The sequence below is a fragment of the Exiguobacterium aurantiacum genome, from assembly GCF_001766415.1.
Lineage (GTDB): Bacteria > Bacillota > Bacilli > Exiguobacteriales > Exiguobacteriaceae > Exiguobacterium > Exiguobacterium aurantiacum_A.
In genome coordinates, this window is record NZ_MKXO01000010.1 from 1 (window position 1) to 26071 (window position 26071).

Here is a 26071-nt window from a genome sequence, read left to right on the forward strand (position 1 = left end):
GTTCCTTGAAAACTGAAGATATAGGGTTGTGGCAGGAAGTTCGTCTGTCACGTAAAATCTTCAACGTTCACCTAGCGGATGACCGAAGTAGCGAAAACCAAGCAAAGTAGGCATCAGCACTAAAGAAACGGACAAGGTCAACTTTCAACCGTCGGGACGACGGGGGTAGCCTGATCAGGTTCCGGCTGATAGGTCGGATAACTCAGGAATCCTCCACCGCTAAGCAAGGCGTAGGTGGGGGTAGTTCAAGAGAAGCAAGGGTTCACTGTCCAACACGAACCGGAGCTATTTGTCTCCGTTTCGGGCTCGGCGCCCCCGCTCGAACACGTCGACGTCGTGGCACGGCTCTCCTTTGATGGGATCGCGGAAATCGTCTTTGAATTCACACCTGACTTGGCCGATGTCGAACGACGTGCGTCACGTGCACGTGACGGACAATGGATGATCCGTATGAGTGACGGCCACCTTTTCCCGGAAGGCTGTCGCTTCCCGAGTTTATCGAAAGCATGAAATAACGCGCCTTGCAACAGAGTCTGATGGTGCGAGCGTACTCATAAGAGAAGAGGACCGTTCCGACAATAGGTCAGAATGGTCCTCTTCTCTTATCCAAGAATATTTTTTTGGTTCTCAAACGCTGTTTTTAAACAATGAGCCGCCTCTTTCACCGCCCGTTTCGCCTCTGGGACGAACGCATAGTAGTTCGTGAAGCCGTGGATCAGCCCCCCGTAATTTTTATACGTCACCGGGACACCGAGGCTGATCAATTTGTTCGCATAAGCCCGACCGACGTCACGGAGCGGGTCGTACTCGGCCGTCAGTAGTGTCGTCGCAGGCAGTTGTTCTAAGCGATCGGACAAAATTGGCGACGCATACGGATGTGTCAACTCATTTTCGTCATTAAAATATTGCTGCTGGAACCAACGGATCAACCCTTCGTCAAGCAAGTAGCCGGTAGCGTAATCAATCAAAGATAACGGCAAGTTCTCTTCGGTCCCGGTCACCGGGTAAAACAGGAGCTGATGAACGAGTGACGGCCCCCCGCGCTCACTCGTAATCAATGCGCTGACCGTGGCGAGCGTCCCGCCGGCACTGTCGCCGCCGACGGCGAGTCGTGACGCATCTACGTTTAATTCCGAAGCGTGTTCCCCGATCCAAACGAGTGCATCGTAAGCGTCTTCGACCGGGGCTGGAAATTTATGTTCCGGCGCGAGGCGATACCCGACCGAGATGACGGTACAGTCCGCCTCGTTCGCGAGGGTGCGGCAAATCGCATCGTGTGTCTCGATGCTGCCGGTGACGTAACCGCCGCCGTGATAGTAGACAAGTGCCGGGGCGGTCGTTGCTCCTGACCGATAAATCCGAATCGGGAGCGTACGCCCTGGGAGCGAGAGATCCAAGTCCTCGACTTCGTGAACGTGCTCTTTATGCTGGAACCTCGTCAGCACTGCATCTTCCTGTCGTCTTAACTCGAGTGGGTTCATTTGCTCATATGTGGGTGACATCTGATTTTTAAATTGATCCAAATAAAATTGAATCGTCGGATTGACTGGCAATGGGAACCCCTTCTTTCTCTATTGGCGTACAGTTTCCTATTCCCAGCCGAACCCGTCATTAAGCAGACTCGCACACTTTTCGAAATTTAGAATGATAAAAGAATGCCAAGACGACACCGATAACGAACAAGACCGTCCAAGCGATGCCTAACAATCGAGCTAGCATCTATGACAAACGTCTTAGACTTCCTCCTGTTGATTCTTTTTCCACCAGACGAACATAACGATTCCCATGCCGACGAACAGAACCATCATTGAGAAAATCAACTGTTGTTCAAGCGGCAGGCTCGTTTGCGCGAACACATATTGCGGCACAAACAGTAGAAGTGGAATAATCAGATTGATCCACGTCTTCGTCCACACCGACACGATGACGAGTGTGAGCACTGCTAGCCCGAACAACACGAACTGCCCGACCGTCCCAAACGTGATCTTCGGTGTCTCAACGAGCAGGTCGAAAGTCATCAAGCCTAGGAATAGCGTCATCGGCAATGCACCGAGCGCGGCATACGTCAACCCAGTTTTCATCTTGCCGCGAGACGAACCGGTCGACATCTTACGGAACACTTGTGTCACGGCGAGTAAAAGTATGACGGCGACGAGTGGGAAGCCGATCAGTTGGACCGTCGAGAACGTCATCTCTCCTTGAATAAAGTTTCCGATGATGATGTAGGCGAATACGCTCGGAATGATCATGCCGACAACTTTCACTACCCCTTTCACGTCAAACGCCATCTCGCTCCCGAGTTGGCGCATATACGCCTCAGGGCTCTGTCCGACGACATCGTCTACGCTTTTCCCTGCTCGCTCCGCTTCTTCTAAATGGTCTTTCAATTCTTCGGTCACGTCCTTCACTTCACGTTCTGATTTCCCACTCGACATGAGATAGACCGCCAAATCATCTAAAAAATCACGACTCTTTTTCGAAAGTTCCACGTTCATTCCCCTCTCCTAGTACGCGGTCGACACCGCTCGACACATCTGCCCAACGCTTCCGGAACGCCATTAATTCCTGTTCCCCAGCTTCCGTCAATACGTAATACTTTCGTTTCGGACCTCCTGAAGGCAGAGGTTTTTGAACCGTCTCGACCCATCCCTCTTTCTTCATCCGTAACAGAACCGGGTAGATACTGCCTTCGCTCACCATCGTGAAACCGTACGCTTGAAGTTTCTCCGACATCTCATAGCCGTACGTCTCCCCTTTTGCGATGATGGCGAGCAGACATCCTTCGAGCAGACCTTTCAACATTTGACTCATTGCCATAGCGCAACCCTGCTTCCCTTCAAACTAACTTGTTATACACAATAGTAATGGATAAAGATACCAAAATCAACTAGTTTGTAAAGCAAGATAGTGCACATTCCAATGTTTAGTTTTTGACAAGAGGTGAATACTTCTTATGGTGAAGAAAAAATAAAGGAGTGTTGTTATGCATACCGATTTTACGAAGATGTACATTGACGGCCAGTGGGTAGACGGTTCGAGCGACAAGTCGATCGACAACGTCAACCCGTTCACGGACGAGAAGCTGTTCTCGATCCGGTCAGCAGACGAGTCCGATCTCGACAAGGCGTATCAGGTAGCTAAGGAAGCACAAGGCGAATGGGCGGTCATGCTGCCGCAAGAGCGCCGCGCCCTGATCGAGCGGTTCGCTGAACTGACGTTACACTATAAAGACGACATCATCGACTGGCTCGTGAAAGAGTCAGGCAGCACCCGCATCAAGGCAGAAGGCGAATTCGCTGCCTCGATGGCAATCATTAAAGAGGCGTCGACGTTCCCGTTCCGGATGGACGGTCTGATCAAACCATCGATCGTACCGAACAAAGAGAATCGGGTCTACCGGAAGCCGCTCGGCGTCATCGGCGTCATCAGCCCATGGAACTTCCCGTTCCATCTCGCGGTCCGTTCGATCGTCTCGGCGCTCGCGACCGGCAACACCGTCGTCGTCAAACCAGCGACGGCGACACCGGTCACAGGCGGGCTCCTGTTCGCTTCATTGTTTGAAGAAGCCGGGCTTCCGAAAGGCGTCTTAAATATCGTCGTCGGTCGCGGCTCTGAGATTGGCGATGCCATCGTCGAACACCCGATCCCAAAACTCATCTCGTTCACGGGATCGACCGAGGTCGGGAAAGGCATTGCCGAGAAGGCCGGACGTTTGTTGAAGAAGACCGCGCTTGAACTTGGTGGCAACAACGTCTTCGTCGTCCTAGACGATGCTGATATCGACCGCGCTGTCGAGTCGGCCGTCTACAGCAAGTTCTTCCATCAAGGTCAGATCTGTATGTCGACGAACCGGATTCTCGTCGCCGAATCGATTCATGACACGTTCCTCGAACGGTTTAACGAACGCGTCCGCGGTCTTAAATTCGGAAATCCGAATGAAGCCGATACACAGGTCGGACCACTCATCGACCATGATCAAATCGATCGTATCCTCGACCAAATCGATCAGACGGTCGACGCCGGGGCGACGCTCCACGTCGGTGGCAAAGCGAACGGCAACGTGCTCGAGCCGACGGTCCTTAGCGGTGTCACGAACGACATGCCGCTCGCCAAAAATGAGATCTTCGGACCGGTCGCCGTCATCTTGTCATTCAAAGACGACGAAGAAGCGCTCCATATCTCGAACGAACTCCCATATGGTCTTAGCGGCGCCGTCCACGGTTCGATTTACCGGGCGACCGAGTTTGCTCGCCGCGTCGAGACCGGGATGATCCACATCAACGACCAATCGGTGAATGACGAGCCGCACTTACCGTTCGGCGGTGAGAAAGACTCAGGGCTCGGCCGCTTCAACGGCGAATGGGTGCTCGAGGAGTTCACGACGCTCCAATGGGTATCTGTCATGCATGAACGCCGTGAATACAAGCCGTTCTTCTCGTAATACAAAAAACTGTTTCGGTCCGTGGACCGAAACAGTTTTTTCATAGTTTCTTGACAAATTCTGACTTGAGCTTCATCGCGCCGAACCCATCGATTTTGCAATCGATATCGTGATCACCGTCGACGAGGCGGATACTTTTCACTTTCGTCCCTTGTTTGACGACGAGTGACGTACCTTTCACTTTCAAGTCTTTGATGACCGTGACCGCATCTCCATCTTGGAGCACGTTCCCGTTCGCGTCTTTAACCTCAGCGTCGGCCTCGGCCTCGGCCGCCTCGCTCGGTGACCACTCGTAAGCACATTCCGGGCAGACGAGCAAAGCGCCATCTTCATAGACGTAGGCCGACTGACATTTTGGGCAATTCGGTAGTTCTGTCATCTTGATTCCTCCATTCGATTCACTGTTGCCAGTATACCGTATTTCAGAAATGTCGATAGACAACATTTAGCCTTCTTGCGGTGTTTCGGGACCTGTCAAATCCAATTGATAAAATGACAAGTCGAGCCATTTTCCAAATTTGTAGCCGGCTCGTTTGATCGTCCCTGAATGAACGAAGCCCAATTTTTCATGCGCTTTGATACTCGCGATGTTGGCAGCATCGATTCCGCCAATCATCGTCTTATAGTTACGCGCTTCCGCGATGCGGATGATTTCACGAAGCAACTTGTTGCCGACACCTTTGCCGCGATAGCCCGGATGAACGTAGACAGAGTGTTCAATCGTGTAATGGTAGGCTGGCCATGGACGGAACGGGCCAAACGTGGCGAAACCCATGACGACGTCGCCGTCTTGCCAGACGATGACGGGGTGTCCGGACGCTTTTTTATCTTCATACCAGGCGACTCGATTTTGAAGCGTCACCGGTTCATAGTGATAGACGGCAGTACTGTTGACGATGGCGTCATTGTAAATATGTAAGATGGCTTGAAGGTCGTCACGACGGCAATTACGGATCATACATACACCACTTTCATGAGTTTTCTTCATTATACGTATCTCACTCTCAAAACACACGTCGCGACGCATTTTCCACAAAAAAAGGTCAGCCGCGTCGACTGACCGTATTCCGCTCAAGCTGCTAAGCGGTCGCACATCGAAGCGCATTCGAAGCAAACGCGCGCACACTCTTGGCAGTGCTCGTGCTTATGTTTTTCGCACTCTTGGGCGCACGCCTTACACATGACCGCACAAGCCCGTGCGAGTTCGGGCACGAACGCCGAATCCCGTGTCATCGCCTCGGCGAGGAACGAGCACATAGCGGCACATTCGCGGTCGAGCCGGATGCAATCGACCATCATCTTCACATCGCGCTCTTCAAGACACGATTCAAGACAGTAGTTACACGTCTCCACACAGTCATGCAACGTTTCGAGTTCATTCGCATAAATTCGGTGAGCCATTCGGACGTCCTCCTTTTTAAGTGACACGACAACGATACGTTACTGTTGTTCCCTAATCGCCAAAAGAAAAACGACCTTCGACTAACGTCTCGGATCGTTGACAAACGTGCGGTATAAATAGGCGATGCCGTTCAACAGCCGCTCGGAATATCGTTTCGGCACGAAGCGGAGCCGGTAGAGCCGATACATCCGTTTCAAGTCTTCCCATTGATGGTCGATATGTTGCCCTTGCCGGAACCGGGCCAAATCGATCAAATAGATGCGGCCTTGCGGACTGAGGATGATGTTGCGCAAATGTACGTCTGACGGGGTAAGTCCAAGCTGCCGCGCTTTAATCAGCGCCTCGTCGACTTGCTCGATGTACGCCGCATCAATCCAAATCCCTTCGGTCAAACACTCAAACAGCGTCTTACCTTCGATATAATCGATGACGATATAGTTCGGCCCGACTTCGTACAAATATGGGAACTGGGGCAGCCCTTCGAGCGTACGATAAATCACGGCTTCTTCCGCTGCGATTTGAGTATAGCCCGGGAAGAACACTTTGATGACGAGTTGCGTGTCTTTCACGCGAAATACGGCGGCGCTCCGTCCGATCCCATGCAGCTCGAGGTCTTGGTGATAAGCGGTGGCACGCGTCTCGTGAACGTCTTGTTCGAACGACACGTCCGCATAAATTTCATAACGATTCATGAAGAACTCCTCTTTCTGTTTGTCTCTCGTCTATCATAACGGATTCCGTCACGATTGACCCTGTTTCAGCATCCCTGCTCGCGCGCAGAAAGTGACGATGTTGGACAATACCCGTATAATGAAAGCGACAGACAATTAGGAGGAATCGATTATGCAACGAATCGCACTAACGGAAGACTTATCGTTCTCACGCATCATCCACGGAATGTGGCGTCTCGCCGAATGGGAGATGAGCCCACAGGAGCGTCTCACGTTCATCGAGCAATGTATCGAGCTCGGCATCACGACGTTCGATCACGCCGACATTTATGGCGGGTATACGTGTGAAGGATTATTCGGAGAGGCGTTGCGCCTCAAACCTTCGCTTCGTGACCAAATCGAAATCGTGACGAAGACGGGCATCAAATTGACCGGCTCATTCAACCCCGGCCAAACGCTCAATCATTACGACACGACGAAAGCACATATCATCAGCCAAACCGAACGTTCTTTGAGCGAGCTCGGGATTGACCAGATTGATACACTTTTGATCCATCGTCCCGACCCGCTCATGGATCCAGATGAAGTCGCCGAGGCGTTCATCACGTTGCAACAGAGCGGAAAAGTTCGGACGTTCGGCGTCTCGAACCACGCACCGTCGACACAGCAACTGCTGCAGTCACGGTTACCGTTCAAACTCGTGACGAACCAGCTCGAGCTCTCGCCGATGCAGTTGAAACATTTCGAAGATGGTTCTGTCGACCTATGTCACGAAAAGCGGATGCCGCTCATGGCCTGGAGCCCGCTCGCCGGAGGCCAGTTGTTCTCTGCAGACGACTACGCGCCACTTCGTGAAAAGCTTGAAGAGATCCGCGTCCGTCATGACGCTAGCGGTATCGATTCAATCGTCTATGCTTGGTTGCTCAAACATCCGGTCAATATCATGCCGATCATCGGCTCTGGGAAAATTGAACGAGTCCGCACTGGCGTCGACGCACTTGAAATTGAGCTCAGCCGTGAAGAATGGTTCGAAATTTTGAAAGCTTCACGCGGTCGCGACGTCGACTAAAGGAATATAAAAACCAATAAATACCTATAAAACCCATACTACATTTCAACGTTTTCCGTCTGTTTTTTAGCAATGACGCTATATCAAGGTTCATTCGTCAAAAATCGACAACATTCAAATCGAGAAATTCCATTTCTTATCCATAAGTGTAAACCAGACCCGCTCAGTTCAAGTCGAGCGGGTTTTTCGCTTTTTTATTAAAAAAACACATTAGTTTTCCTAAGACTAAAGTCACAAAAAATTGGTGCTAAAATGATGAAAGTTATTCATCGAAGGAGTGCACCGCTGTGAAAAAGTACCTGCTTTTCTGTACGCTTGCCATTTTGTCATTCCTATTTGGATGTGAGGAAGAACATGCTTTTCGTTTACATACAGCTCCAGAGTATTATCAAGGTCGCGCTACGCTTCCTTCGGGGCAACAGATCGAGATGACCGAGTCCGACCGGACGAACGTGCTCGATGCTTGTTATCCAGAAGATGCGATCACGAACGTTCCCGCCGGCGATCGCCGTTTAGTCGGAACGGTCACGTTGACGCAGCCGTTGACGACGACAACGTCAACCGAAGCGTTCCCGACCGCTACATTCTTTGAAGTGGAGAATCAGTCTTATGTGCAATGTCAGGCAGGCACAATCACTTATATCAAACAAGTCGCATCCGTTCCCGACAGTCTCACCGCTTTTCAAGACTTGTCCGTCACTTATCCGTCCATCTCGAAACTGCGAAACGCTCAACCGCACGAACGACTTCAATTTCTAAACGAGATGGACAAACCGGTCGGCAACGAACCGTATCCGCTCCGGACTGCTCTCGAGCAAACGCTCGTCCACGTGACGATGCCGTTCAACGGTTCATATGAGTTCACATTCGAGTCAACGGACACGGCCGAGACCCTCGTGGTCCCTATTGATCTATCTTCTAGACAGCCGTTTCTCTCGATTGGATTTGGTACCGAGTCGGCTGATGGCGAACAGCGCTACGGCATTTACACCTCGTCGAACCAAGAGCTCTATCACGATGTAGTCCGACCACCTGACGCGACGTTCGACCGTTTTCTAGGAGTCCGGCAAGCAAGTGCGCTCCCATCGACACTCGTAGCGAACGAACGCTATCCGTTGTTCAGCTTCTCGTTCACCCGCGATGGAAAAGCCCATAAACAAGTCGTGTCGATCACCTATAAAGAAGAAACCTTGTTGCGCGGGGATAGCTTGAAGAACAAAATGCGCCAACAATTCGACCACCGCCGGCACGTCGTCTTTCACGAGCTCGCCTTGATCGGTACGGAATCGAAAGACGAGCCGTTTTTAAGCCACGCCACAGCTGACGATACGCAATTCATCTTCAATGCGATCGAGCGCGCGAAAGCCGTCTCGAAAGCCGGCACACCTGCCTCGACCCCTTATTTGACCGTCTTCGAAGGCATATGTGCACAAACGTTCGACGTCAGCTATGAAGGAAATGACGTGTTTTTGACGAATACGAAGACTGGGTCTCATTTCCAGCTACTCCGCGACGATGCGGCCAAGTGGCAGGCCCAATTCATGGAGTAAAGGGGGCAAATGGCGTGCGAACCATCGGCATCACAACGTTGCTCATGGCGACAATCATCTTGACCGGTTGCACAGAACAAGAGTCCGCGCTCGACCTCAAAGTTCGCCCCATCCTATTCGACGGCTATCATTATGAACCGGACCAACAGTCGATGCAGCTCGACGAAACGGAACAGATTGCCGTGCATACGATTTGTGACGACACCGGCGCCGCTTCCATCTCGGACCGACCGTTCGTCTATGACGCGACGTATCGCAGTTTCTCACGTTTTTCGTCAAACTTCACGACGATGTCCGTGTTCCATGACGACGAGGCGACATACGCTTACTGTCAAACTGACGTTAGCCAATATGTGAAACTGATCGATGCCGATCTCCTCCCGGCCGCTCGGCGTGAAGCGGAGCCCGAACCGCTCCGACCGCGTTCTGTGGGCGTGTCCGATGCAATGCGTCAAACGACCGAAACCAAGCTTGAAGACGATCCGTTTTTCGAATTGATCCCATTCGATTCACCGTTTGTTGCGCTGCATTCTCCCCTCTTCGCCTCACTCGCTCTAGAAGTGAAGACGCAGGACTCGTCGATGACATCCTTTCACCCGTTTGACCCGAACATGAAGACGATGGCGCTGTCGCTTTATCTCGTCAAGATGGAGGGGGTCCTCCAACCACTCTTGATTCAATCTTCTGAAAACAACATGGCATACGGGTCGCTCGATTCTGTTCCAGATGGCGGCATCCCGACACTTTCAACCGTCTATCCTCTCCCTGACGAGCTTCAATTCGGCAACATGTATCCGCTCTGGGAGTTGACGTATGATGTCAACGGTGAGACGGTCAAGCAAACGGTCTCGTTGTCTTATGAGCCGCCGGTGATGATGACACAGTCAGAAGTCGACGCAGCAACGACAGAAGAAGTCGAGGAAGCGACCATCGGTTATTTCCATAAGACGTCGCTCTCCGGTAAGACCGAACTTCATCATTTGGACGCCATCCAGACGACCACTGCCGACGGAGAAACGCTTAAACAGATGCTGCAGCGGGCCGAACGCGTCAACCGGAACGGTGAGGCGGCCGCATATCCGCTATTCACCTTGGCCGAAGGCGTTAAGTCCCAAACGTTCGACGTGACGCTCCATGAACGTTCCAAAAAGACGGACGTCTATGTCACGACCAAAGGTAACCACTACAAACTCAGTTCCGAGGACAGCGCCACCTGGCTGTCGCTCGCCCCTTATTGACAGACGGTCTCCTGGCCGTCTGTCTTTGCACGTTCAGAGAGCAAAATCACCCGTTTCTAGATCGACCATGTGCGACAATGGAGCCAAACGCTTTCGAAGGAGATGGTCTGATGACGAAACGATTTGACCGCGATGTCGCCGCACACTGGCAAGTCGCGTATAAACAGAACGGCTATCCGCACGTCCAACAAGGGTGGGTGTTACCCCCGGAACGAAAAGACGAGTTCGACCCGTTTATTTTAATGGCCGAGGATTGGTTCAAGCGTGGCACGTTCTCTGACCATCCGCACCGCGGGTTTCAGACGATCACGTACGTCATCGACGGTCGGCTCGAGCATATCGACAACCATGGCGGCCATTCGGTTTTAGACGCCGGTGACGTTCAATATATGAACGCCGGTTGGGGAGCCCGGCATGCCGAGGAAGCCGTCGATGACGACTTGATCCATACGCTGCAACTATGGCTCAACTTGCCAAAATCGCTCAAATCGACGACAACTTCCTATCAGAACGTATATGTCGAAGACGCCCCGGTCGTACCGGTCGACGGCGGGCAGGTGCGCGTCTACTCCGGCGACGTCGCCGGGGTAACGGGGCCGATGAACAGCCTCGTGCCGATCACGATGAGCGAAATCAGTCTGAAAGCCGGTGCCGTCTACGAGCACGTCTTGCCGACAAACCATAACGGATTCGTCTACGTGCTCGCCGGTTCAGTCGAGCTCGGCACGTCGGCGACCCCGCTCGCGAAAACGCACGTGGCGACGCTCACGTACGACGAAACAGCAGACAGCATGAGCGCAATCCGCGTCAAAGCGACGTCACGGGCCCGCTTGCTCGTCTACTCAGGACAGCCGATCCGTGAGGACTACATCGCCCATGGTCCGTTCGTCATGAATACCGAGGACGAGATTCGCCAAGCGTTCCGCGATTATCATGCCGGTAGTTTTGGACCCCCTGCACAATAACAAAAAGCCACGCGGCAGCGTGGCTTTACTTCGTTTTATCCGGCATGAGTACCGTCTGCTGGGTCGGAACCCGACCGATCGGTACGGTCCGTTCGACGAGGACGTATCGTTTCCCGTCCACCTCAAACTTCCGGTCGCCGAGATAATGGGCCGACTTGCCGTCCTCATAGAGTTTTGTCAAAATCGCCGGCACGTATTGATTCAAGTCCGTGTGATGATCATCGAGCGTCATGACGATATTGCCTTTGCTGTATCCCATCCACTGGTTCGACATGAAAAACATTAAAGAAATCACTCCGATGATCCCAATCACTAAAATAACCGTTTCCATCCAATCCCTACTTTCAACGTTTATGAAATTGCTCGTCGTAACGACGGGCCAATACGAGCACGAGTCCAATCAAAAGTACCGATGAGATCGCCGGAATGAAGTCCGGCAACGCATCCCCGGCGCTCAAAAAATCGAACGTTCCGTGAAACAGGATAGCCGGCCAGATGCTGAAGTCAGCCTGAACGGTCAACCAGCCTAAAAAGAAGGAGCCGAAGATAAGTCCAATCGTCCAACCGGCAATCATGAACACCGACATGTCTTGAAAATCTGGGTCGTATAAAAAGACGGGCACATGCCAAAGCGCCCAAACGAGCGCGACCACGAGCGTCGCCGGTCGGACCGCCATCCGTTCTGATAGTGTCGGCAGCAAATACCCGCGCCACCCGCTCTCCTCACCAAACCCGTATGTCGCCCCCCAAACGAGCCATAACACAAACGGCGACCAGTCCGGAAGCTTGTCGTTGGCAAACCAATTCGAACTATTTGAGACTTCCGGCATCATACTGACGATGAGGACACCGATTGCGAAAAACAAAACGGGTAGAGACACGGCGAGTAACGTCCAGCGAATCGTCAAGCGGCCATAGGCGCGCTCAAACAATCGACGACACCCTGACCACCCATCCGTCCAAGCCGTCGTCAGCCATGCCGCGACGAGCGGTCCGAACGCCCCAGCGAAATGCAGCAGCGAAGACGAAGCACCGGTCGAGCGGACGAGCCAGATGTTCAGACCCCACCATGACCATGACCACGCGAACGTGAACACGATAAATAGCACGAGGCGCCGCGTCATGATCCGTCTCCCCTTTCTAAAGGTGCTTCACGACGATTTGACGTTTCGCTTGAAAGCCGACACGTTCGTAAAACGTGTCGGCTTCTTCGTTAACCGAACTAGTGGGGCGCAAGCGCATCATAAACCGCCCCCAGTGTGCGTGCCGTTTCGATTTTCCGTGATTCCGTGTGGCTTTTCATCACCACGCAACACGTGGTTCGAACTGACCGTCGCTGTTCCGTTCAACCGGCGCTGAATCGGACGGGCGAGAAAATAGCCGCCGAACAACGAAGCCGGAAACACGAGAACGGCTGTCCCTAAGACGAGATAAGTATAACGTTGAATCTCTTCCGTTGCCGGGACGAACTGATGGACCCCATAGCGCAGACCGACGAATAATCCGATGAATACGAGCGCGACAAACGCGTACTCGATACATTTCCCAAGAAATTGCTTCACTTTATCTCCCCCCTCAACTTGTTATCTATCGTTACGAGATGAAGCGAGAAAAAGTTTCATTTCTGTTGCTGGGACAAATACCAAAGCGTCGCCACTCGCTCCGTTTCGGACACCCATTCTTGTTTTCCTTGGATGTAGCTTTCGATATCTTCCGGATGTTGGCTCGCGAGCTGTTGTTTGAGAGCGGCATATTCGGCACGTACGTCCGGAAATGCCATCAAGTAGTCTCGAAAGGCCAAATGCCGGACGACCCCTTCGTCCCCTTCCTCGAAGACGTGGACATGGACCGTCCGCACGTCCGCACCTTTGGCGAAGAAGCGCCGTCTCGGAATACCGTGCTCGCCGAAACTGCGATAACCGAGGGCCTCCATGTGACCGATCAATCCATCGACGCGTTCGATTTGGCGAACGACCGGCATGATATCGATGATCGGTTTGGCGTCAAGACCCGGGACAGACGTGCTGCCGATATGATGAATCACAATCAGTTCACCGTCGAGCAATCGTTCGAGCCTGCTCGACTCGTCCTCAAACTTTTCCGTCCATGCTGTATCGTATTCCACAACCTCAACTTTTCTCATGTTGCTTCCTCCTTATTCCACGACAATTGACACTCATTGTCATCATACCCGTTTTCTCAAGTCTTTAGAAATCCGCTTTGCCGACAGAAAGGTTTGTCGCGTCGCAAAATGGGAAATGCTTATACTAATGAAATCAGAACTGGAGAGTGGACCGTATGTTGACACAAAAACAAATCGATACGTTCAAAGAACGTCTACTAAAAGAGAAAGCCAAGACCGAAGGGTATCTGGAAAATCGTGAAGAAGTTTACGACGAAGGAGAGTTGTCGCACTATGACAACCATCCCGCCGATTCGGGAGAAGAGCTGTTTTTACGCGAACGTGACCACGCACTCACTGAACTCGACGAAGAATTTTTAACGGACGTCGATAAGGCGCTTCTCGCCATCAAAAACGGGACGTACGGAAAATGTGAAGTGTGCGGGAAAGAAATTGAACTCGATCGGCTCGAGATCATCCCAGAAGCGACGCTTTGCATCGAACATGCACGTGAGCAGGAAGAACAAGAGCATCAAACAGACCTCGATCGTCCGGTCGAAGAAGATGTCCTCAATGCGTCTGAGACGGCTGCCCATAAACAGCTCGACGGAACAGATGACGCCGGGCAAAGTACTGACGCCTTCAGCCAAGTCGAAGACTTCGGAAGCTCGGATACAATCGCCGACACCAAAGGCAATCACGATCCAACCCGCGAATGAACGAGAGCCGCTGCAATGCGGCTTTTTTTGCGCAAAAAAACACGACGCTACGCCGCGTCGTGTCAATAAACCGCTTTGATTGGTGATGTGCCGCCGAGTACTTCCGCTACGTCCATCGGATTGACCGTATTGCCGGCCGAACTTGACGAGTAACCGTATTTTCCTTGATGCACCTCGAAATGTAAGTGAGGACCCGAAGAGTTGCCCGTGTTGCCGATTTGGCCGATGCCTTCACCTTGAAGCAACGCTTGGCCTTTCTTCACTTCGATTTTATGCATATGAGCGTAGACGGTCGTCCACTTCTGTCCGTTCAAGTCATGCTCGATGAAGACGTGCTTGCCGTAAGGACCGCTCGTCTTGACGTCGATGACCTTACCGTCAGCCGCTGCGTGAATCGGTGTCCCGACTTTGGCGGCGATATCGATCCCGTTGTGGAACGTATAACCGAATTGTCCACTAGCAGGGCCGAACCCTTGTGACAGACGTCCCGTCGCCGGAATCATAAACTGATCTGGTGCGATGGCTGCTTTTTGCTTCTTCAAATCTGTTAATTGCGCAGCTTGTGCCTTCAACTGCTTATACGCTGCCGCATGTGAAGCCTTCGCCTGTTCCCGCTCGGCCTTCACTTCGGCCTGTTGATCACTCAATTCGTCTAACGCTCGAGCAGCTTCGGCTTCTCTCGCTTTTAAATCTGTCTCGGCTTTTTCGGATTCCGCCGCTTCCGCCTTCGCGCTAGGAAGGACAGACGACAGTACTTGTTTAAACAAAGACGTCTCTTCAGGGGTCGAAGCCGTTTCATACGCTTCGAGCTGAGTGCTTACTTGATCTAGTTTAGCTTGAAGCGCATCCGCCCGTTCATCGACCGCCTGCACGTGACGTTCCGCCTTTTCAACCGCTTGCTTTGACGCGCGAACATCACGCTCTATCTTCTGAAGAGACTTCGTCGTCTTGACGAGCTCTTGCGGGGTAAGTTGATCTGCTGAGGCCGACGCTGGGCCATTCAAAACGAGTACGCCAACACCGACAGTTAGTAAAAGTTGTTTCCACATATATTGATAAAACCTCCAAATAGGATGATTCGCTAGCTATATAAAAAGCTACAAGTGCGAATATAGCATCCCTACCTGAAAAGTTCAATATATGAAGCATTTCATTTATATGTCTAACATTTCAAAACGGTGAGCAAGCACTCTCACAAACTTCACGAATAGTTCATCACCGTTTGTCTCGCTTCATTTTTAGGACGACAAAGACAATACCCACAGCAGTTATAAACGTCACCGACGGGCCCCCGAACAGAAAGACACGGTCGATTGAAGGAGACAAGTTCGTCGTCAATCCGAGAATCGTGAACAAGTTTCCGACGATGAGACCGACCATCAACATAGGAAGAAGACGTCTCATCAGACACCTGTCTCGCGCTTCACCATCTCAAACTGGGCGATGGCATCTTGTTTGAACCCGAGCGTTCGCGCCGCCTCGATCAATTCAGGACGATCCGACGTGAGCGTCAACTTGATCGGTCCATTCGCTGCGGCCGCCCGCAGGAGCCATTCCGCATCCTCATCCCGGCCGAAAACGTCGAGGAGGACGCCTGACCGGAACAAGAGCGCCCCTGTTTTGTCGCCTTCTGTGATCCGGACGAGCTCCGCTCGTTGCTGGGTCGTCCGGGCGTCCGTTTGCCAGATCGGTCGGTGCGATGCCGACGGGTAATAGCGATCGAACAGCGTCACGATCGGTTCGATCGCGCGTGTCGCTTCCGTTTCGGTCGGAACGGAGTCGAAATAAAAGATTTCGCGCACCGTCTCGTACCCGAGCCGCTCGTACAAAGCGAGTGCCGAGTCGTTGCCTTGGATGACTTCAAGTAGACGTGCCCCTGTTGCCTGCTCGTCAAAACGGCGCATCAACTCGCGGGCAATCCCTATTTTTCGAAACGCAGGGGAGACGGCCAGACCACCACAACGCGTGACCCAACCTGTCTCTAAATGGGCCACCCCACTCAAGACGACACCGACCGGACGTCCGTCCGCATACGCGACGATGGAGCGTGACGGTTGATTTTGATCCCGGACGAGGAAGGTCGATTCGAATCCTGCCGCATCCATGTCAAAGCGAATTATGTAATCAGAAAACCCGTCCATGAAAGCTTGATACATGTCGGATAGTGGTGCATTTTGTTGATACGAGATCTGTTGGTCCATAGTTGGTCCTTTCCCATTCATTTTTTGTATACTGAAAGTGCGCTACTTCTAATGAGGGAGGAATAACGATGTCATCCGTCACACTCGAACCGCTTCAAGACAAACACTGGCCCGTCCTCGAGACGTTCACGCTGCCGCTCGATCAAGAGAAATATACGACGTTGCCAAAAGATATCGACTCGATAATCCCGGACGGTGTGCACCCCGTCGTCATTGTGAACGACATACCCGTCGGCTTCTTTTTGTTGCACGACACCGAGCGCGTCCAATCGTACACGGACAATCCGAACGCCTTGCTCTTATCGATTTTTTCCATCAATCATCCGGCGCAAAACAACGGGTACGCCAAGTCGGCGCTTCAGCAACTACCTGAATACGTCCACCACCATTTTTCTGACAAGCGACAAGTCGTCTTGTCCGTCAATTTAAAAAATGAGGCGGCGTTCGCACTCTATCAAACTGTCGGATTTAAGGATACGGGACGTCGTATGACCGGACCCGTCGGCGAACAACGAATCATGTCGCTGACGGTTTGAGTTCATCGGGCAGCATCGCGTAGACGGCTGTATCGGTCAGACGAGCTCCATCAGCGGACAAGTCGTCGTTCCGCAGTATGCCTTCAAGTTGAAACCCTAGACGTTCTGGTATCATCCGGCTGCCCCGGTTCGTCGACTCACAACGGATCTCGATCCGTTTGAATCCGAAATGTGTAAACCCGAACCGCGTGACTGCCTCGACCGCTTCGCCCATGTATCCGTGTCCGGTATGCATTGAATGCAGCCAGTACCCGATTTCTGCCTTCGGAACGTCCCAGTCGATGCCTTGCAGACTGACCGTGCCGACGAACGTTCCCGTGTCTCGTAAAAAGGTGAGATAGCGAAAACTCTCCCCTGTTACATAGAGTTCGTGGGCACGTCGTAAATTGATCTCGGTCTCTTCTAACGTCGGGACCGTCTGCGCGAACGGCAACCACTGCCGGAACTCCTCATGCGAATCCCGAATCGCCGCATTCACGACATGCTCGTCTCCACTCAGCCGTGGTGCCCGCAATCGTAAGCGCGCCGACTCGATCTCGAGCGGTGTTACTGGATGTACAACTTCCATCTCGTCACTTCCCCCTCTTCACTTGCGAAAACACCAAACTAGAACTCCTCCTAAACCTAGCACGAGCAATCCGTTCAACAGTCGCCAGATGATATCAATCATCATGGCCTTCTGCTTTCTCCCAAAATGTCCGAACCCCTTCAACAACTTGGTTCCAGTATGTGTCTGGATGTGGAACGAGCGTCTCTTTCGTCACGCGTAACGTCTTTCCGGTTACGACCGAAGTTGCCTCAATCTGTTCGCGCGAACCGTCGAGCAAGGCGACGAACGCCTCGAAGTCAACTTTGCCGACGTCTGCTACTTCGTCAACGTCTAACGTGAACGCCTCCCCAGCGTACGGATAGACATATGTATGGGCGAACTCCCGGTCTAGAAACGCTCCCGTCTCAATCACGTCCTCAAAGACGCCGAGCGGGTGGAGTTGCTCAAGTGACAGTTCAATCCCGAGCTCTTCTTGTATCTCACGGACTCCGTCGCGAACGGTTTCTCCGGCAGCCAGATGCCCTGCTGCCGTGATGTCGAACAGTCCTGGAAAATCTTGTTTCGTCTCGCTGCGGAGCTGTAAGTAAAGATGCGTCGGGTCAATCATCCAGCAGTGAAACGTCTCATGCCAATCGCCGTCACGATGGACGTCGGCCCGGGACTTCAACCCGACTCTTTTACGTGTCCGGTCGACCACGGTAATGAATTCAATCATATCGTCACTCCATTCTCTAAAAAGGTGATCGTCCCGGCGGTCGCATCGAGCTCGACGTCGATGCCGATCGTATCGCCCGGCCGTAACGCGGTCGGTTTAATCAGTGTCGACATATGTATCCCTCCATTTTGTTCCATACGTTTACTGTACGGGTTTCGAAGGGGCAACGACAACCTAAACTAAAACAGATCAGGGTCTTCCGACAATGTCCGGACTTTCCTGACTTTTCGGTGACGACCGGTCCAGCCAAGTGTCGTGAAGAAAAAACCGCCCCCGACCATACAGAACAGCGCGACCAATCCGGCCACGATGCCATCAAATCCGTAGCGCTCGCCGCTCGCGACGAGCAGTAGCGGCGAAAAGAGGAAGGAAACCACTAGCATGATCAGCCCACCCCACACCCTCCGTCTGGGAAACCCAATCGTCCACCACCCGAAAGCAATCAATCCTAAAATGATTAACCCAACCATCCCGATTAGAACCATCGTCAGCGCCTCCACTCCGCAAATTGTTTTACTATATTCCGCATCTGTCATTCAAATCCCTGTAAAAATCAGCCTATATAAATTCCTGATTCCGGGTAAATAACTAATGGAAACCATCGCACCGGGGTACCGCAGAGGAGGATCACCATGAGAGCTAGACTCATCTTTGCCTTCGCGTTCATCGGTCTTTTTTTGTTAGCAGTCTATTGGGTGAGCACGTGGAACGATCACACGCTCGACGGACGCATCGAACGGATTGAAATCCCTCAACTGATGATTGGTCCAGCCGAGACGGATATGGATGAAATCAAATTGCATACGATTTTAGTTAATGACCAGACGGAAGTGACGGGTCTTGCTAGCGACGTGCAAGAGCTTCGCGCCGGTCAACATGTGACTATCGAGCTTGACCCAGATGCGACGCTCAACATCGCGCTATCGATTCATGTAACGTCCGATTAAACGAAGAATCGTCTTTTTTCAAGAAAACGGGCTTAATTTTTATAGAACAGTGGAATATGACAACAGGTAGCTGAAAGGAGATAAATACATGATTTCAAATACATTGTTGTCGGGTAAAGTCGCGTTTATCACAGGAGCGGCGTCAGGAATCGGACGCGCCGCTGTCATCCGGTTCGTCCAAGCAGGGGCAAAAGTCGCCATCGTCGACTTGAACCAAGAGGACTCCGAGAAGCTCGCGAGCTTAATCGGCGAGGACCGCGCCATCGGTATTAGCGCCGACGTCTCAAACGAAGACGAGATGAAGCGGGCTTATGAACAGACGGTCGAACGGTTCGGACATGTCGATATCGTGTTTGCGAACGCGGGACGGAACGGGACGATCACACCAATCGAGCACTTGTCGCTCGAAGATTGGAACGGGGTCGTCGAGACGAACTTGACGGGCACGTTCTTAACCGTGAAACATGCGATTCCCCACTTGAAAGAGAAAGGCGGCAGCATCATCATCACGTCGTCGATCAACGGGAACCGTTTCTTTAAAAACTTTGGCTTCAGCGGCTATGCGACGACGAAAGCCGGCCAGACCGGTTTTGCGAAAATGGCTGCGGCCGAGCTCGCCCAGTTCGGTATTCGGGTCAACACGATTTGTCCGGGTGCAATCGATACGAACATCGATGATTCGACGAACCGGGACGACGCGTTACTTGAAGAAATCGTCATCCCGATTGAATATCCAGAAGGCAACCAACCGCTCGCCGGAAAATCAGGTACGGCGAAGCAAGTGGCCGACGTCGTCTTGTTCTTTGCGAGCAATATGTCGAGCCATGTCACCGGATCAGAAGTGTACGTCGACGGTGCCGAATCACTACTCTAACGACAACAGGTCGCCCCGCGGGGCGACCTGTTTATTTGAGGATCGGACTTTTCATAACTGCTTTTTGGTAAAACGGTGTAAAACCAAGGCGTTCCATGTTGCGTCCCGAGGCGGTATCGACTTTCGTCGTCACCGTCACGTACTCGCAACCTATCGCTTTTGCCGCGGCGACTCGCTCTAAAATGAGTTGGGTCTGATACCCTTTTCCCCGATAATCGGGAATCGTGCTCGTCAAAAACAGTTCCCCCATCCCATCCTGAACGGCGAGAATACCACCGGCGACCGCTGTCTCGTCTTCACGGACGAGAAACGCCTGGTTTTCCGGTAACGCATAAAACCCTTTCGCCGTATCAATCGTCTCTTGCAGGACGGTCCCCGTCTCGGCGAATCCTGTCGCGATCGCCCGAGCCCATTCGTTCACGTTATCGGCGTGCACACGTTCGACACGTGTCGCTTCACTCTCTGGCAACTCAAACGCGTTCACATCGAGCAACCAGACGTCGAGAAAGTGATCGAGCGTATAGTTTCGTTCCTGCAGCAGGCGAATGAGCGACATGTCCGCGAGTGGACACACCTCAATATGTAGGCGGGACACGTTCTTACCACGGACCCACTTCTCCATTTGGTGCAGATCGTAAAAGCTCGTCGGACGGTTCAAGCCGAACCCGACCGCAAAACTCGTATTCCCCATCCGGAACACATGACCTTTATTTTCAACGATTAACTCCGAGCCTTCATAGGGAGGGGTCTGTTTTCGATGCCTGATGTAGGCAGACGTCCCTTCCGCTTTGATGCGTTCGATGCGCCTGGCTAGTTCTAAGCGTTTCATCTCATTCCCTCCCTCTAATCTTCCCTGAGTTTACCACACTTCAATTACGAACATGTTGTGATTCCGTTACAAGGCACCGCTTTACAGGCGGACTTCATCAATCACGAACGAGGACGACCCTTCGATTTCTTCGATAAAATGCGAGCCGAACAACATCGCTGGTGTGAAGCTTCCAGGAATGACCCGGCTTGAACCGACGAGACGTTTCACGACCTCGAGCGCGCCATAGACGGTGAAGGCGTACGTGCTCGCCGTCTGAATGCGAACGATATATTTGTGTCCGTCTGCATTCGTTGCTTCGCCCCAAACATACGTCGACGACCCGTCCCGCTCCGCCTCATCCGGTCCGCTAATATGTTCATCGACATAGCGTAAGAGACGTCCTTGGACAGCGTCACTACCAAGAATCGGACTAAAGAACGACATGAGACGAGACGCATATCCGGCCACTGGGGGAACTGGGATCCATGTCGTGATGTTCGGGATTCCCGTCGTATAATACGCGGTCGAGACGTCACCCCACGGAATCGCGAGCGCTGTTTTCTTGCCGCGCCCAAAGTCGATTTGTCGACGCTTGGCCCCAAGCGGGAACGGCGACAGTTTTCCGTCTTTCCGCTCGGCACTGCTCGAGCCGAGCCCACGGATTGCTGTTTTCATCGTTCCGCGCGAAATACCGGCAGCGGCCGAGAAGCCGAGGGCGAGATTCGTCGCGTCCGGCATGAGTTCCTTCAACTTGCGGGCCACACAGTCGGTCGGGATGACGTCAAAGCCGACACCCGAGCACAGCAACACGCCTGCTTCTTGCGCGAGCTTGGCCCGTTTCTTCGAATGGATATATTCGAACACTTCAATTTCCCCGGTAATATCGAGGTAATGAGTCTGTGACGCAAGGCACGCCTCGACCATCGGCTGACTCGTATCGGCGAACGGTCCAGCACAGTGCAAGACGAGGTCGATGTCAGCGAGTTCCTGCTTCGCTTTGTCGAGCGACAGACTAAAGACACGCGTCTCGCATCCGAGCTCATCGCCAAGACGCTCAATCGCGTCCGCGCGCCGCCCTGCGAGCACCGGTGTCATCCCTTCTTTTACTGCTTGCCGGGCAATCAGTTCACCCGTATAGCCGTTCGCGCCATAGATCATCCATTTCATCGTTGTTTCCTCCTTCAGGCTATATGTATGCTTCTTTTGTTCCCTTCTTTTACTGACGATACACGATGCAATATCGAATGAACAGTAACACAAAAAAACTGATCGTCCCTAAAAGGACAACCAGTTGCTTGATTAGTTGTTCGTTGCTTCCGCCGCTTTCGTACGGACCGTCTGCATCGCTTCTGTCCACGGGACGAGCTGGTCGAGCATATCATTCACCGATTGGACTTGTACGTCTTTCGGTGCGAAGTGCGTGCCGTTCTCGAAATCTGTGAAGAGCGAGAGCGCTGGGTGGACCCGGACGTGGGCAATCAAGAGTTCGCTCAAGACACCGCGCACATGCTCAGTTGCCCGAGCACCGCCGACCGAACCGTACGAGACGATCCCTGCCGCCTTGTTATGCCATTCGTTGCGTAAGTAGTCGAGGGCGTTTTTGAGCGCGCCTGTCATCGAGTGGTTGTACTCTTGTACGATGAAGACGAAACCGTCCATCTCTGCAATTTTCTCCGACCATGCCGCAGCACCTGTCGCGTCACCGCCAGCCTCACCGAGAAGCGGTAAGCTGTAGTCCGCGATATCGATGATTTCATAGTTGGCGTCACCGCGCTTGTCGGCAAGTTTTTTTACCCATTCTCCGACTTGCGGGCTAACGCGTCCTTCACGAGTCGATCCGAGTACGATTCCAATTTTCAACATAGTAGTTCCTCCTTGTGAGTTGGTTGGTTCTTCTTGTTTACCGAACAAACGATTGAAAAAACTCATGATGGCATACCCTCATATTCTTTCTCGAACGTTTTGGTACTTCTGACCGTATCAATCGGCCGGACCATCGCTTCGATCTGCTCACGCTTCGACTCTAAGAACGGTGGGAGCGACAATTTCTCACCGACCGTCTCATACGGTTCGTCACCCATGAATCCTGGTCCGTCGGTCGCCCATTCGAACAAGATTTGCGGTGCGACGCGTGCGTATGATGATTCAAAGAAGAAGCGGTCGACGTAACCTGACGTCGGTAACCCGAACTGTTGCAGCCGCGCTGTCCATTCATCGAGGACGCTGCGGTCGTCGACGCGGAACGCGACGTGGTGAACCGTTCCAAACCCTTGGCGTGCTTGCTGAGATGTCTCGTCATGGATGACGACGACTTGCGCTCCGTTTCCACCCTCACCTCCTTCAAAGAGATGGTTGTCACCTTCTTGCCCGATCTCTTCGAACAACATGACTTCCTCCATCACTTGCTTGAAGTACGTGAAGTCAGAAATACGGATAAAGATTGGCCCGAGTCCAGTAATGGCATACTCGAGCGGAATCGGACCGTTTGGCCACGGCTCACCAGAAGCGACACCTTGATTGAACTCGTCCGAGATGAGCTGATACGCTTGGTCGTCGAAGTCGACGAACGACAGCGTCTTCTTGCCGAACTGCTCGGTGATGCCTTCATGTTTTACCTTTAACCGATCAAAACGGCGGACCCAGTAGTCGAGTGCCTGATCCGTCGGGACACGGAACGACGTCTTTGAAATCTCATTCGTCCCGTGCACGCCTTTTGGGATGCCTGGGAAGTCGAAAAACGTCATGTCCGTCCCGGCGCTACCTTTATCGTCCGCAAAGAACAAGTGATACGTCTGAATGTCGTCTTGGTTGACCGTCTTCTTGACGAGACGCATCCCTAAGACGTTCGTAAAGAAGTCATAGTTCTTTTCGGCGCTGCTCGTGATCGCCGTCACGTGGTGAATCCCTTTTACATGGTTCATCTAAATCGCTCCTTCAAAATCTTGATTTCGAGATAATTAGTTAAAAAATTTTGACGCCTCGGCACGTTTGCCGACCGTCTTCAATTGAGTGATTGTGTTATCTAAATCGAGTCCGTCGAACAACTCGTGCATCCGTTTCGCGTGTATCGGAAAAATTTGATCCATCAAGTCGGTTCCCGCTTCAGTCAATGCGGCATACGTCACGCGGCGGTCGCTCGGACAAGATTTCCGGACCAAGTAGCCTTTTGCCTCGAGCCGATCGACGAGATACGTCATGCTGCCGCTCGAGAGCAAGACTTTTTTACCGATGATTTGAATCGGTTGGTCGCCTTTATGATAGAGCAGTTCGAGTACCGAGAATTCGGTCGCGTTCAGTCCATATGCGGCGACTTCTTGTTTGACCATGTCCTGGATCGACTGCGAGGCTCGAAATAAGACGGTAATCGCTTTTAAGGCATCTGATTGTTTCATCTTTTCCCCTCCTTTGTTGAGAGAAAACAATACTTTAAATTTAATTATCTTTAATTCGAGATAAATATAACACGGCAATTTGGATCGGTCAATCAATTCGTCTCCAAAAAAGACAAGGCCGCTTCCACAGGCCTTGTCTTCCGGATCAGTCATACGTCTCGTCGAGGTTGCGCGCATAAAACGCGATGGCGCGACGATATCGTTGAATGCTGTCATCTGGCTGCGGACTAGCGAGCAGCTCGAGCAACGCACCGGTCGCTTCCTGATGCTGTCCGAGGTTGTAACGCGTCATCGCTTGGAACACTTTCAAGGCAGCGATGTCAGGGAACTGTTCGATCGCTTTAGCAAACAGCTCCTCGGCATCCTCGTAACGACCGAGCGCACGGTACGTGCTGCCGAGCCCGATATACGTCTCACTGAGCTCGTGACCGCTCAGACCGAGTCGGATGGCCCGCTCATAGTGCGGGACGGCTTGACGCTCTTCGCCGAGCGAGTCATAACACCAGGCACATTGCGCGTGGAGTCGTGGATTCTTCTCATCTTGACGCAACAGCATGAGCAACAGCTGCTTCGCCCGCTCGAGCTCTCCGTTCTCGCGCAGGCGGATCGCCTCGTCGAGTCCGACTTCTTCTGGCTGTTTGACGTGAAGGTCGCTCAAATCATCGAGCCACGCCTGCAGTTTCTCATAATATTTCCCGACATGGACGCCGTCGACGAGCGCGTGGTGCGCTTGAACCGAGAGCGGCATCATCATCCGGTCGCCAACCTTCGTGAATTTGCCCCAGGCGATCCGCGGAACGCTATCGTGCTGTTGGTCATTCGTCGGGTGACTGATGCTCGTGAACGTGAGCCAAGGTACGCTCGTAATATAGAGCAGGCTGTCCGGCTCGTCATCGCCGACGACGACTTCTCGTTTCGCCCCGCTCATCCGCACGGCCACTTCCTCCATGAAGTCGGGAAACGCGTCTTTATACGTCGCCGTACAGAAATTGAAGACGTCATCATCCATTATGACGGTGAACGATGGATGGACGACATCATGCTCGACGACCACGTCACCGCGCATCCGGTACCTAAGTTCCGGGATGGCGTTCGCCGTCTTCACCACGCCGTATAAGAACAGCTTGAAAAATGACTGTCCGCGCGTCTTCGCGAACGTATGTAGCTTCGTCACGTCGACGTTCGCCGTCACGTTGAAATGCGGGGCGTCAAACGCCTTGAAAAACTCATAATGCTTTTTACGCGGCCACTTCTCGAGATCAATTTGTATCATCTATCTTCCCCCCCTGTTCTTTCACTGTACCAAAAGCAGTAAGGGAAGACTCAAAGCTTCTGCTTCAACTGCTCGTAATGCTCGTTCGCTAAATCAAAATAGACGAAGTCGCGGCGTTCGATCCGATCGAGCGTCGCCTTGAAATCACGCCAGCCACGGTCGACCATCTCCGGTGTGAGCTCACCTGACTTGGCTGCCGCTTCGAACTCATCCTCGTCTTTACGGACGACGTCACCGTTCGGGAAGATGAGGATGTCGAGCAGGAGGTCATCCATGTACGGAATCCCATCCTCATACCCGATCCCCTCGACGATATCGATGTACCATTGGACGATGTTGCCCCGGTCATCGAACATGACGGTCACCCCGAACGGTTCATGTTCTGAGAAGTACTGGAGCCACGCGTAACCTGCGTCGGCGACGATGAACTCCTCGCCGTTATGCATCTTATATTGTGGGGCTCGGACGGCGTCAATTTGAAAGAGGGCGACGGTGCCCGAGAAGCGATCGTCCTGCACCTCCATTTGTGCGTATCGATTTTTTAATATGCGTTCCCAATCACGACGATTGGCAAATTTTCGTTTTGGCATCTCTC

Annotated in this window: 34 protein-coding genes; 10 read left to right on the plus strand and 24 right to left on the minus strand. The window is 52.5% G+C overall.

What is annotated here, in order from left to right; genetic code table 11:
• Nucleotides 1–234: 234 nt before the first annotated feature.
• The gene (locus BJU60_RS13160; RefSeq protein WP_070329268.1) at nt 235–510 is read left to right on the plus strand and encodes a hypothetical protein; all 276 of its coding nucleotides are present in this window, start codon (nt 235–237) and stop codon (nt 508–510) included.
• Nucleotides 511–602: 92 nt separating this feature from the next.
• Here BJU60_RS13160 and BJU60_RS13165 read toward each other — a convergent pair whose 3' ends face one another.
• The 3 genes from BJU60_RS13165 to BJU60_RS13175 all read right to left on the minus strand — a co-directional run bounded on the left by BJU60_RS13165 (nt 603) and on the right by BJU60_RS13175 (nt 2817).
• Nucleotides 603–1553 (minus strand): alpha/beta hydrolase, encoded by a 951-nt coding sequence (locus tag BJU60_RS13165; protein WP_070329269.1) that lies wholly within the window; start codon nt 1551–1553, stop codon nt 603–605.
• Nucleotides 1554–1733: 180 nt separating this feature from the next.
• Nucleotides 1734–2495 carry an HAAS domain-containing protein gene (locus tag BJU60_RS13170; protein WP_070329270.1) on the minus strand — a complete coding sequence of 254 codons (762 nt, stop codon included), beginning with the start codon at nt 2493–2495 and terminating at the stop codon, nt 1734–1736.
• Nucleotides 2464–2817 carry a PadR family transcriptional regulator gene (locus tag BJU60_RS13175; RefSeq protein ID WP_070329271.1) on the minus strand — a complete coding sequence of 118 codons (354 nt, stop codon included), beginning with the start codon at nt 2815–2817 and terminating at the stop codon, nt 2464–2466. Before BJU60_RS13175 ends, BJU60_RS13170 begins: the two co-directional genes overlap by 32 nt.
• 166 nt (nt 2818–2983) lie before the next feature.
• Here BJU60_RS13175 and BJU60_RS13180 point away from each other — a divergent pair, with 166 nt between their 5' ends.
• Nucleotides 2984–4441: an aldehyde dehydrogenase family protein gene (locus BJU60_RS13180; RefSeq protein WP_070329272.1), complete on the plus strand. Its 1458-nt coding sequence runs from the start codon at nt 2984–2986 to the stop codon at nt 4439–4441.
• Between the two features lie 40 nt (nt 4442–4481).
• On the opposite strand, the gene BJU60_RS13185 is transcribed toward BJU60_RS13180, so the two are convergent.
• The 4 genes from BJU60_RS13185 to BJU60_RS13200 form a co-directional block, all read right to left on the minus strand.
• Nucleotides 4482–4820 carry a zinc ribbon domain-containing protein YjdM gene (locus tag BJU60_RS13185; RefSeq protein ID WP_070329273.1) on the minus strand — a complete coding sequence of 113 codons (339 nt, stop codon included), beginning with the start codon at nt 4818–4820 and terminating at the stop codon, nt 4482–4484.
• 66 nt (nt 4821–4886) lie between these two features.
• Entirely contained in the window at nt 4887–5399 is a 513-nt protein-coding gene (locus BJU60_RS13190; protein ID WP_070329274.1) for a GNAT family N-acetyltransferase, read from the minus strand.
• Between the two features lie 113 nt (nt 5400–5512).
• A complete protein-coding gene (locus BJU60_RS13195) occupies nt 5513–5842 on the minus strand; it encodes a four-helix bundle copper-binding protein (protein ID WP_070329275.1) in 330 nt (109 codons plus the stop codon).
• Nucleotides 5843–5923: 81 nt separating this feature from the next.
• On the minus strand, nt 5924–6535 hold the full coding sequence (locus BJU60_RS13200) for a serine/threonine protein kinase (RefSeq protein ID WP_070329276.1): 612 nt from the start codon (nt 6533–6535) through the stop codon (nt 5924–5926).
• A 151-nt stretch (nt 6536–6686) separates the two neighbouring features.
• Between BJU60_RS13200 and BJU60_RS13205 the strand changes: the two genes are divergently transcribed.
• The 4 genes from BJU60_RS13205 (at nt 6687) to BJU60_RS13220 (ending at nt 11336) form a co-directional block, all read left to right on the plus strand.
• Nucleotides 6687–7583 carry an aldo/keto reductase gene (locus BJU60_RS13205; protein WP_070329277.1) on the plus strand — a complete coding sequence of 299 codons (897 nt, stop codon included), beginning with the start codon at nt 6687–6689 and terminating at the stop codon, nt 7581–7583.
• A gap of 287 nt (nt 7584–7870) precedes the next feature.
• Nucleotides 7871–9133 (plus strand): hypothetical protein, encoded by a 1263-nt coding sequence (locus BJU60_RS13210; RefSeq protein WP_236633488.1) that lies wholly within the window; start codon nt 7871–7873, stop codon nt 9131–9133.
• A 14-nt stretch (nt 9134–9147) separates the two neighbouring features.
• A complete protein-coding gene (locus tag BJU60_RS13215) occupies nt 9148–10371 on the plus strand; it encodes a hypothetical protein (protein ID WP_070329278.1) in 1224 nt (407 codons plus the stop codon).
• 110 nt (nt 10372–10481) lie between these two features.
• Nucleotides 10482–11336: a pirin family protein gene (locus BJU60_RS13220; RefSeq protein ID WP_070329279.1), complete on the plus strand. Its 855-nt coding sequence runs from the start codon at nt 10482–10484 to the stop codon at nt 11334–11336.
• A 25-nt stretch (nt 11337–11361) separates the two neighbouring features.
• Here BJU60_RS13220 and BJU60_RS13225 read toward each other — a convergent pair whose 3' ends face one another.
• From BJU60_RS13225 to BJU60_RS13240, 4 genes are all read right to left on the minus strand, one after another.
• A complete protein-coding gene (locus BJU60_RS13225; protein WP_233589656.1) occupies nt 11362–11610 on the minus strand; it encodes a hypothetical protein in 249 nt (82 codons plus the stop codon).
• Nucleotides 11611–11680: 70 nt separating this feature from the next.
• A complete protein-coding gene (locus tag BJU60_RS13230; RefSeq protein ID WP_070329280.1) occupies nt 11681–12460 on the minus strand; it encodes a CPBP family intramembrane glutamic endopeptidase in 780 nt (259 codons plus the stop codon).
• 117 nt (nt 12461–12577) lie between these two features.
• Nucleotides 12578–12898, minus strand: coding sequence for a hypothetical protein (locus BJU60_RS13235; RefSeq protein WP_070329281.1), 321 nt, complete (start codon nt 12896–12898; stop codon nt 12578–12580).
• Between the two features lie 56 nt (nt 12899–12954).
• On the minus strand, nt 12955–13479 hold the full coding sequence (locus tag BJU60_RS13240) for a GrpB family protein (protein ID WP_070329282.1): 525 nt from the start codon (nt 13477–13479) through the stop codon (nt 12955–12957).
• A 155-nt stretch (nt 13480–13634) separates the two neighbouring features.
• Here BJU60_RS13240 and BJU60_RS13245 point away from each other — a divergent pair, with 155 nt between their 5' ends.
• Nucleotides 13635–14177 (plus strand): TraR/DksA C4-type zinc finger protein, encoded by a 543-nt coding sequence (locus BJU60_RS13245; protein WP_070329283.1) that lies wholly within the window; start codon nt 13635–13637, stop codon nt 14175–14177.
• A gap of 62 nt (nt 14178–14239) precedes the next feature.
• Here the strand turns inward: BJU60_RS13245 and BJU60_RS13250 are convergent, their stop codons facing one another.
• From BJU60_RS13250 to BJU60_RS13255, 3 genes are all read right to left on the minus strand, one after another.
• The gene (locus tag BJU60_RS13250; RefSeq protein ID WP_070329284.1) at nt 14240–15226 is read right to left on the minus strand and encodes a M23 family metallopeptidase; all 987 of its coding nucleotides are present in this window, start codon (nt 15224–15226) and stop codon (nt 14240–14242) included.
• 166 nt (nt 15227–15392) lie between these two features.
• Nucleotides 15393–15581, minus strand: coding sequence for a hypothetical protein (locus BJU60_RS15175; protein ID WP_141737250.1), 189 nt, complete (start codon nt 15579–15581; stop codon nt 15393–15395).
• Nucleotides 15581–16378 carry a GNAT family N-acetyltransferase gene (locus BJU60_RS13255; RefSeq protein ID WP_070329285.1) on the minus strand — a complete coding sequence of 266 codons (798 nt, stop codon included), beginning with the start codon at nt 16376–16378 and terminating at the stop codon, nt 15581–15583. Before BJU60_RS13255 ends, BJU60_RS15175 begins: the two co-directional genes overlap by 1 nt.
• Before the next feature lie 68 nt (nt 16379–16446).
• Here BJU60_RS13255 and BJU60_RS13260 point away from each other — a divergent pair, with 68 nt between their 5' ends.
• On the plus strand, nt 16447–16914 hold the full coding sequence (locus BJU60_RS13260; protein ID WP_070329286.1) for a GNAT family N-acetyltransferase: 468 nt from the start codon (nt 16447–16449) through the stop codon (nt 16912–16914).
• Here the strand turns inward: BJU60_RS13260 and BJU60_RS13265 are convergent.
• The 3 genes from BJU60_RS13265 to BJU60_RS13275 form a co-directional block, all read right to left on the minus strand.
• Nucleotides 16895–17482: a GNAT family N-acetyltransferase gene (locus tag BJU60_RS13265; protein ID WP_070329287.1), complete on the minus strand. Its 588-nt coding sequence runs from the start codon at nt 17480–17482 to the stop codon at nt 16895–16897. The genes BJU60_RS13260 and BJU60_RS13265 overlap by 20 nt on opposite strands.
• Before the next feature lie 94 nt (nt 17483–17576).
• Complete coding sequence (locus BJU60_RS13270) at nt 17577–18179, minus strand: NUDIX hydrolase (protein ID WP_070329288.1); 603 nt, start codon at nt 18177–18179, stop codon at nt 17577–17579.
• A 179-nt stretch (nt 18180–18358) separates the two neighbouring features.
• Entirely contained in the window at nt 18359–18562 is a 204-nt protein-coding gene (locus BJU60_RS13275) for a hypothetical protein (RefSeq protein WP_131470810.1), read from the minus strand.
• Nucleotides 18563–18811: 249 nt separating this feature from the next.
• Between BJU60_RS13275 and BJU60_RS13280 the strand changes: the two genes are divergently transcribed.
• Nucleotides 18812–19126 (plus strand): hypothetical protein, encoded by a 315-nt coding sequence (locus BJU60_RS13280; RefSeq protein WP_070329290.1) that lies wholly within the window; start codon nt 18812–18814, stop codon nt 19124–19126.
• Nucleotides 19127–19214: 88 nt separating this feature from the next.
• Nucleotides 19215–20000, plus strand: a complete 786-nt coding sequence (locus tag BJU60_RS13285) for an SDR family oxidoreductase (protein ID WP_070329291.1) — start codon at nt 19215–19217, stop codon at nt 19998–20000.
• 31 nt (nt 20001–20031) lie between these two features.
• Here the strand turns inward: BJU60_RS13285 and BJU60_RS13290 are convergent, their stop codons facing one another.
• The 7 genes from BJU60_RS13290 to BJU60_RS13320 all read right to left on the minus strand — a co-directional run bounded on the left by BJU60_RS13290 (nt 20032) and on the right by BJU60_RS13320 (nt 26066).
• On the minus strand, nt 20032–20829 hold the full coding sequence (locus BJU60_RS13290; protein ID WP_070329292.1) for a GNAT family N-acetyltransferase: 798 nt from the start codon (nt 20827–20829) through the stop codon (nt 20032–20034).
• Between the two features lie 81 nt (nt 20830–20910).
• Entirely contained in the window at nt 20911–21978 is a 1068-nt protein-coding gene (locus BJU60_RS13295; protein ID WP_070329293.1) for a saccharopine dehydrogenase family protein, read from the minus strand.
• A 132-nt stretch (nt 21979–22110) separates the two neighbouring features.
• Nucleotides 22111–22740, minus strand: a complete 630-nt coding sequence (locus BJU60_RS13300; RefSeq protein ID WP_070329294.1) for an NADPH-dependent FMN reductase — start codon at nt 22738–22740, stop codon at nt 22111–22113.
• Entirely contained in the window at nt 22737–23732 is a 996-nt protein-coding gene (locus BJU60_RS13305; protein ID WP_070329295.1) for a ring-cleaving dioxygenase, read from the minus strand. Before BJU60_RS13305 ends, BJU60_RS13300 begins: the two co-directional genes overlap by 4 nt.
• A 36-nt stretch (nt 23733–23768) precedes the next feature.
• Nucleotides 23769–24203: a MarR family winged helix-turn-helix transcriptional regulator gene (locus BJU60_RS13310; protein WP_070329296.1), complete on the minus strand. Its 435-nt coding sequence runs from the start codon at nt 24201–24203 to the stop codon at nt 23769–23771.
• Between the two features lie 145 nt (nt 24204–24348).
• Nucleotides 24349–25476, minus strand: a complete 1128-nt coding sequence (locus tag BJU60_RS13315; RefSeq protein ID WP_070329297.1) for a tetratricopeptide repeat protein — start codon at nt 25474–25476, stop codon at nt 24349–24351.
• A gap of 50 nt (nt 25477–25526) precedes the next feature.
• A complete protein-coding gene (locus BJU60_RS13320) occupies nt 25527–26066 on the minus strand; it encodes a DUF402 domain-containing protein (RefSeq protein ID WP_070329298.1) in 540 nt (179 codons plus the stop codon).
• Nucleotides 26067–26071 lie beyond the last annotated feature (5 nt).

Excerpts from the sequence above, each read along its gene's own strand:
- BJU60_RS13225 (WP_233589656.1), bottom strand. The coding sequence starts at position 11,610 with ATGTCGAACCAGTGGATGGGATACAGCAAAGGCAATATCGTCATGACG.
- BJU60_RS13175 (WP_070329271.1), bottom strand. The coding sequence starts at position 2,817 with ATGGCAATGAGTCAAATGTTGAAAGGTCTGCTCGAAGGATGTCTGCTC.
- BJU60_RS13285 (WP_070329291.1), top strand. The coding sequence starts at position 19,215 with ATGATTTCAAATACATTGTTGTCGGGTAAAGTCGCGTTTATCACAGGA.
- BJU60_RS13275 (WP_131470810.1), bottom strand. The coding sequence starts at position 18,562 with ATGCTAGTGGTTTCCTTCCTCTTTTCGCCGCTACTGCTCGTCGCGAGC.
- BJU60_RS13310 (WP_070329296.1), bottom strand. The coding sequence starts at position 24,203 with ATGAAACAATCAGATGCCTTAAAAGCGATTACCGTCTTATTTCGAGCC.
- BJU60_RS13255 (WP_070329285.1), bottom strand. The coding sequence starts at position 16,378 with ATGGACCAACAGATCTCGTATCAACAAAATGCACCACTATCCGACATG.
- BJU60_RS13305 (WP_070329295.1), bottom strand. The coding sequence starts at position 23,732 with ATGAACCATGTAAAAGGGATTCACCACGTGACGGCGATCACGAGCAGC.
- BJU60_RS13190 (WP_070329274.1), bottom strand. The coding sequence starts at position 5,399 with ATGATCCGTAATTGCCGTCGTGACGACCTTCAAGCCATCTTACATATT.
- BJU60_RS13220 (WP_070329279.1), top strand. The coding sequence starts at position 10,482 with ATGACGAAACGATTTGACCGCGATGTCGCCGCACACTGGCAAGTCGCG.
- BJU60_RS13265 (WP_070329287.1), bottom strand. The coding sequence starts at position 17,482 with ATGGAAGTTGTACATCCAGTAACACCGCTCGAGATCGAGTCGGCGCGC.
- BJU60_RS13270 (WP_070329288.1), bottom strand. The coding sequence starts at position 18,179 with ATGATTGAATTCATTACCGTGGTCGACCGGACACGTAAAAGAGTCGGG.
- BJU60_RS13185 (WP_070329273.1), bottom strand. The coding sequence starts at position 4,820 with ATGACAGAACTACCGAATTGCCCAAAATGTCAGTCGGCCTACGTCTAT.
- BJU60_RS13195 (WP_070329275.1), bottom strand. The coding sequence starts at position 5,842 with ATGGCTCACCGAATTTATGCGAATGAACTCGAAACGTTGCATGACTGT.
- BJU60_RS13315 (WP_070329297.1), bottom strand. The coding sequence starts at position 25,476 with ATGATACAAATTGATCTCGAGAAGTGGCCGCGTAAAAAGCATTATGAG.
- BJU60_RS15175 (WP_141737250.1), bottom strand. The coding sequence starts at position 15,581 with ATGAGACGTCTTCTTCCTATGTTGATGGTCGGTCTCATCGTCGGAAAC.
- BJU60_RS13205 (WP_070329277.1), top strand. The coding sequence starts at position 6,687 with ATGCAACGAATCGCACTAACGGAAGACTTATCGTTCTCACGCATCATC.
- BJU60_RS13245 (WP_070329283.1), top strand. The coding sequence starts at position 13,635 with ATGTTGACACAAAAACAAATCGATACGTTCAAAGAACGTCTACTAAAA.
- BJU60_RS13240 (WP_070329282.1), bottom strand. The coding sequence starts at position 13,479 with ATGAGAAAAGTTGAGGTTGTGGAATACGATACAGCATGGACGGAAAAG.
- BJU60_RS13295 (WP_070329293.1), bottom strand. The coding sequence starts at position 21,978 with ATGAAATGGATGATCTATGGCGCGAACGGCTATACGGGTGAACTGATT.
- BJU60_RS13280 (WP_070329290.1), top strand. The coding sequence starts at position 18,812 with ATGAGAGCTAGACTCATCTTTGCCTTCGCGTTCATCGGTCTTTTTTTG.
- BJU60_RS13320 (WP_070329298.1), bottom strand. The coding sequence starts at position 26,066 with ATGCCAAAACGAAAATTTGCCAATCGTCGTGATTGGGAACGCATATTA.
- BJU60_RS13250 (WP_070329284.1), bottom strand. The coding sequence starts at position 15,226 with ATGTGGAAACAACTTTTACTAACTGTCGGTGTTGGCGTACTCGTTTTG.
- BJU60_RS13300 (WP_070329294.1), bottom strand. The coding sequence starts at position 22,740 with ATGAGTTTTTTCAATCGTTTGTTCGGTAAACAAGAAGAACCAACCAAC.
- BJU60_RS13200 (WP_070329276.1), bottom strand. The coding sequence starts at position 6,535 with ATGAATCGTTATGAAATTTATGCGGACGTGTCGTTCGAACAAGACGTT.
- BJU60_RS13180 (WP_070329272.1), top strand. The coding sequence starts at position 2,984 with ATGCATACCGATTTTACGAAGATGTACATTGACGGCCAGTGGGTAGAC.
- BJU60_RS13170 (WP_070329270.1), bottom strand. The coding sequence starts at position 2,495 with ATGAACGTGGAACTTTCGAAAAAGAGTCGTGATTTTTTAGATGATTTG.
- BJU60_RS13260 (WP_070329286.1), top strand. The coding sequence starts at position 16,447 with ATGTCATCCGTCACACTCGAACCGCTTCAAGACAAACACTGGCCCGTC.
- BJU60_RS13230 (WP_070329280.1), bottom strand. The coding sequence starts at position 12,460 with ATGACGCGGCGCCTCGTGCTATTTATCGTGTTCACGTTCGCGTGGTCA.
- BJU60_RS13290 (WP_070329292.1), bottom strand. The coding sequence starts at position 20,829 with ATGAAACGCTTAGAACTAGCCAGGCGCATCGAACGCATCAAAGCGGAA.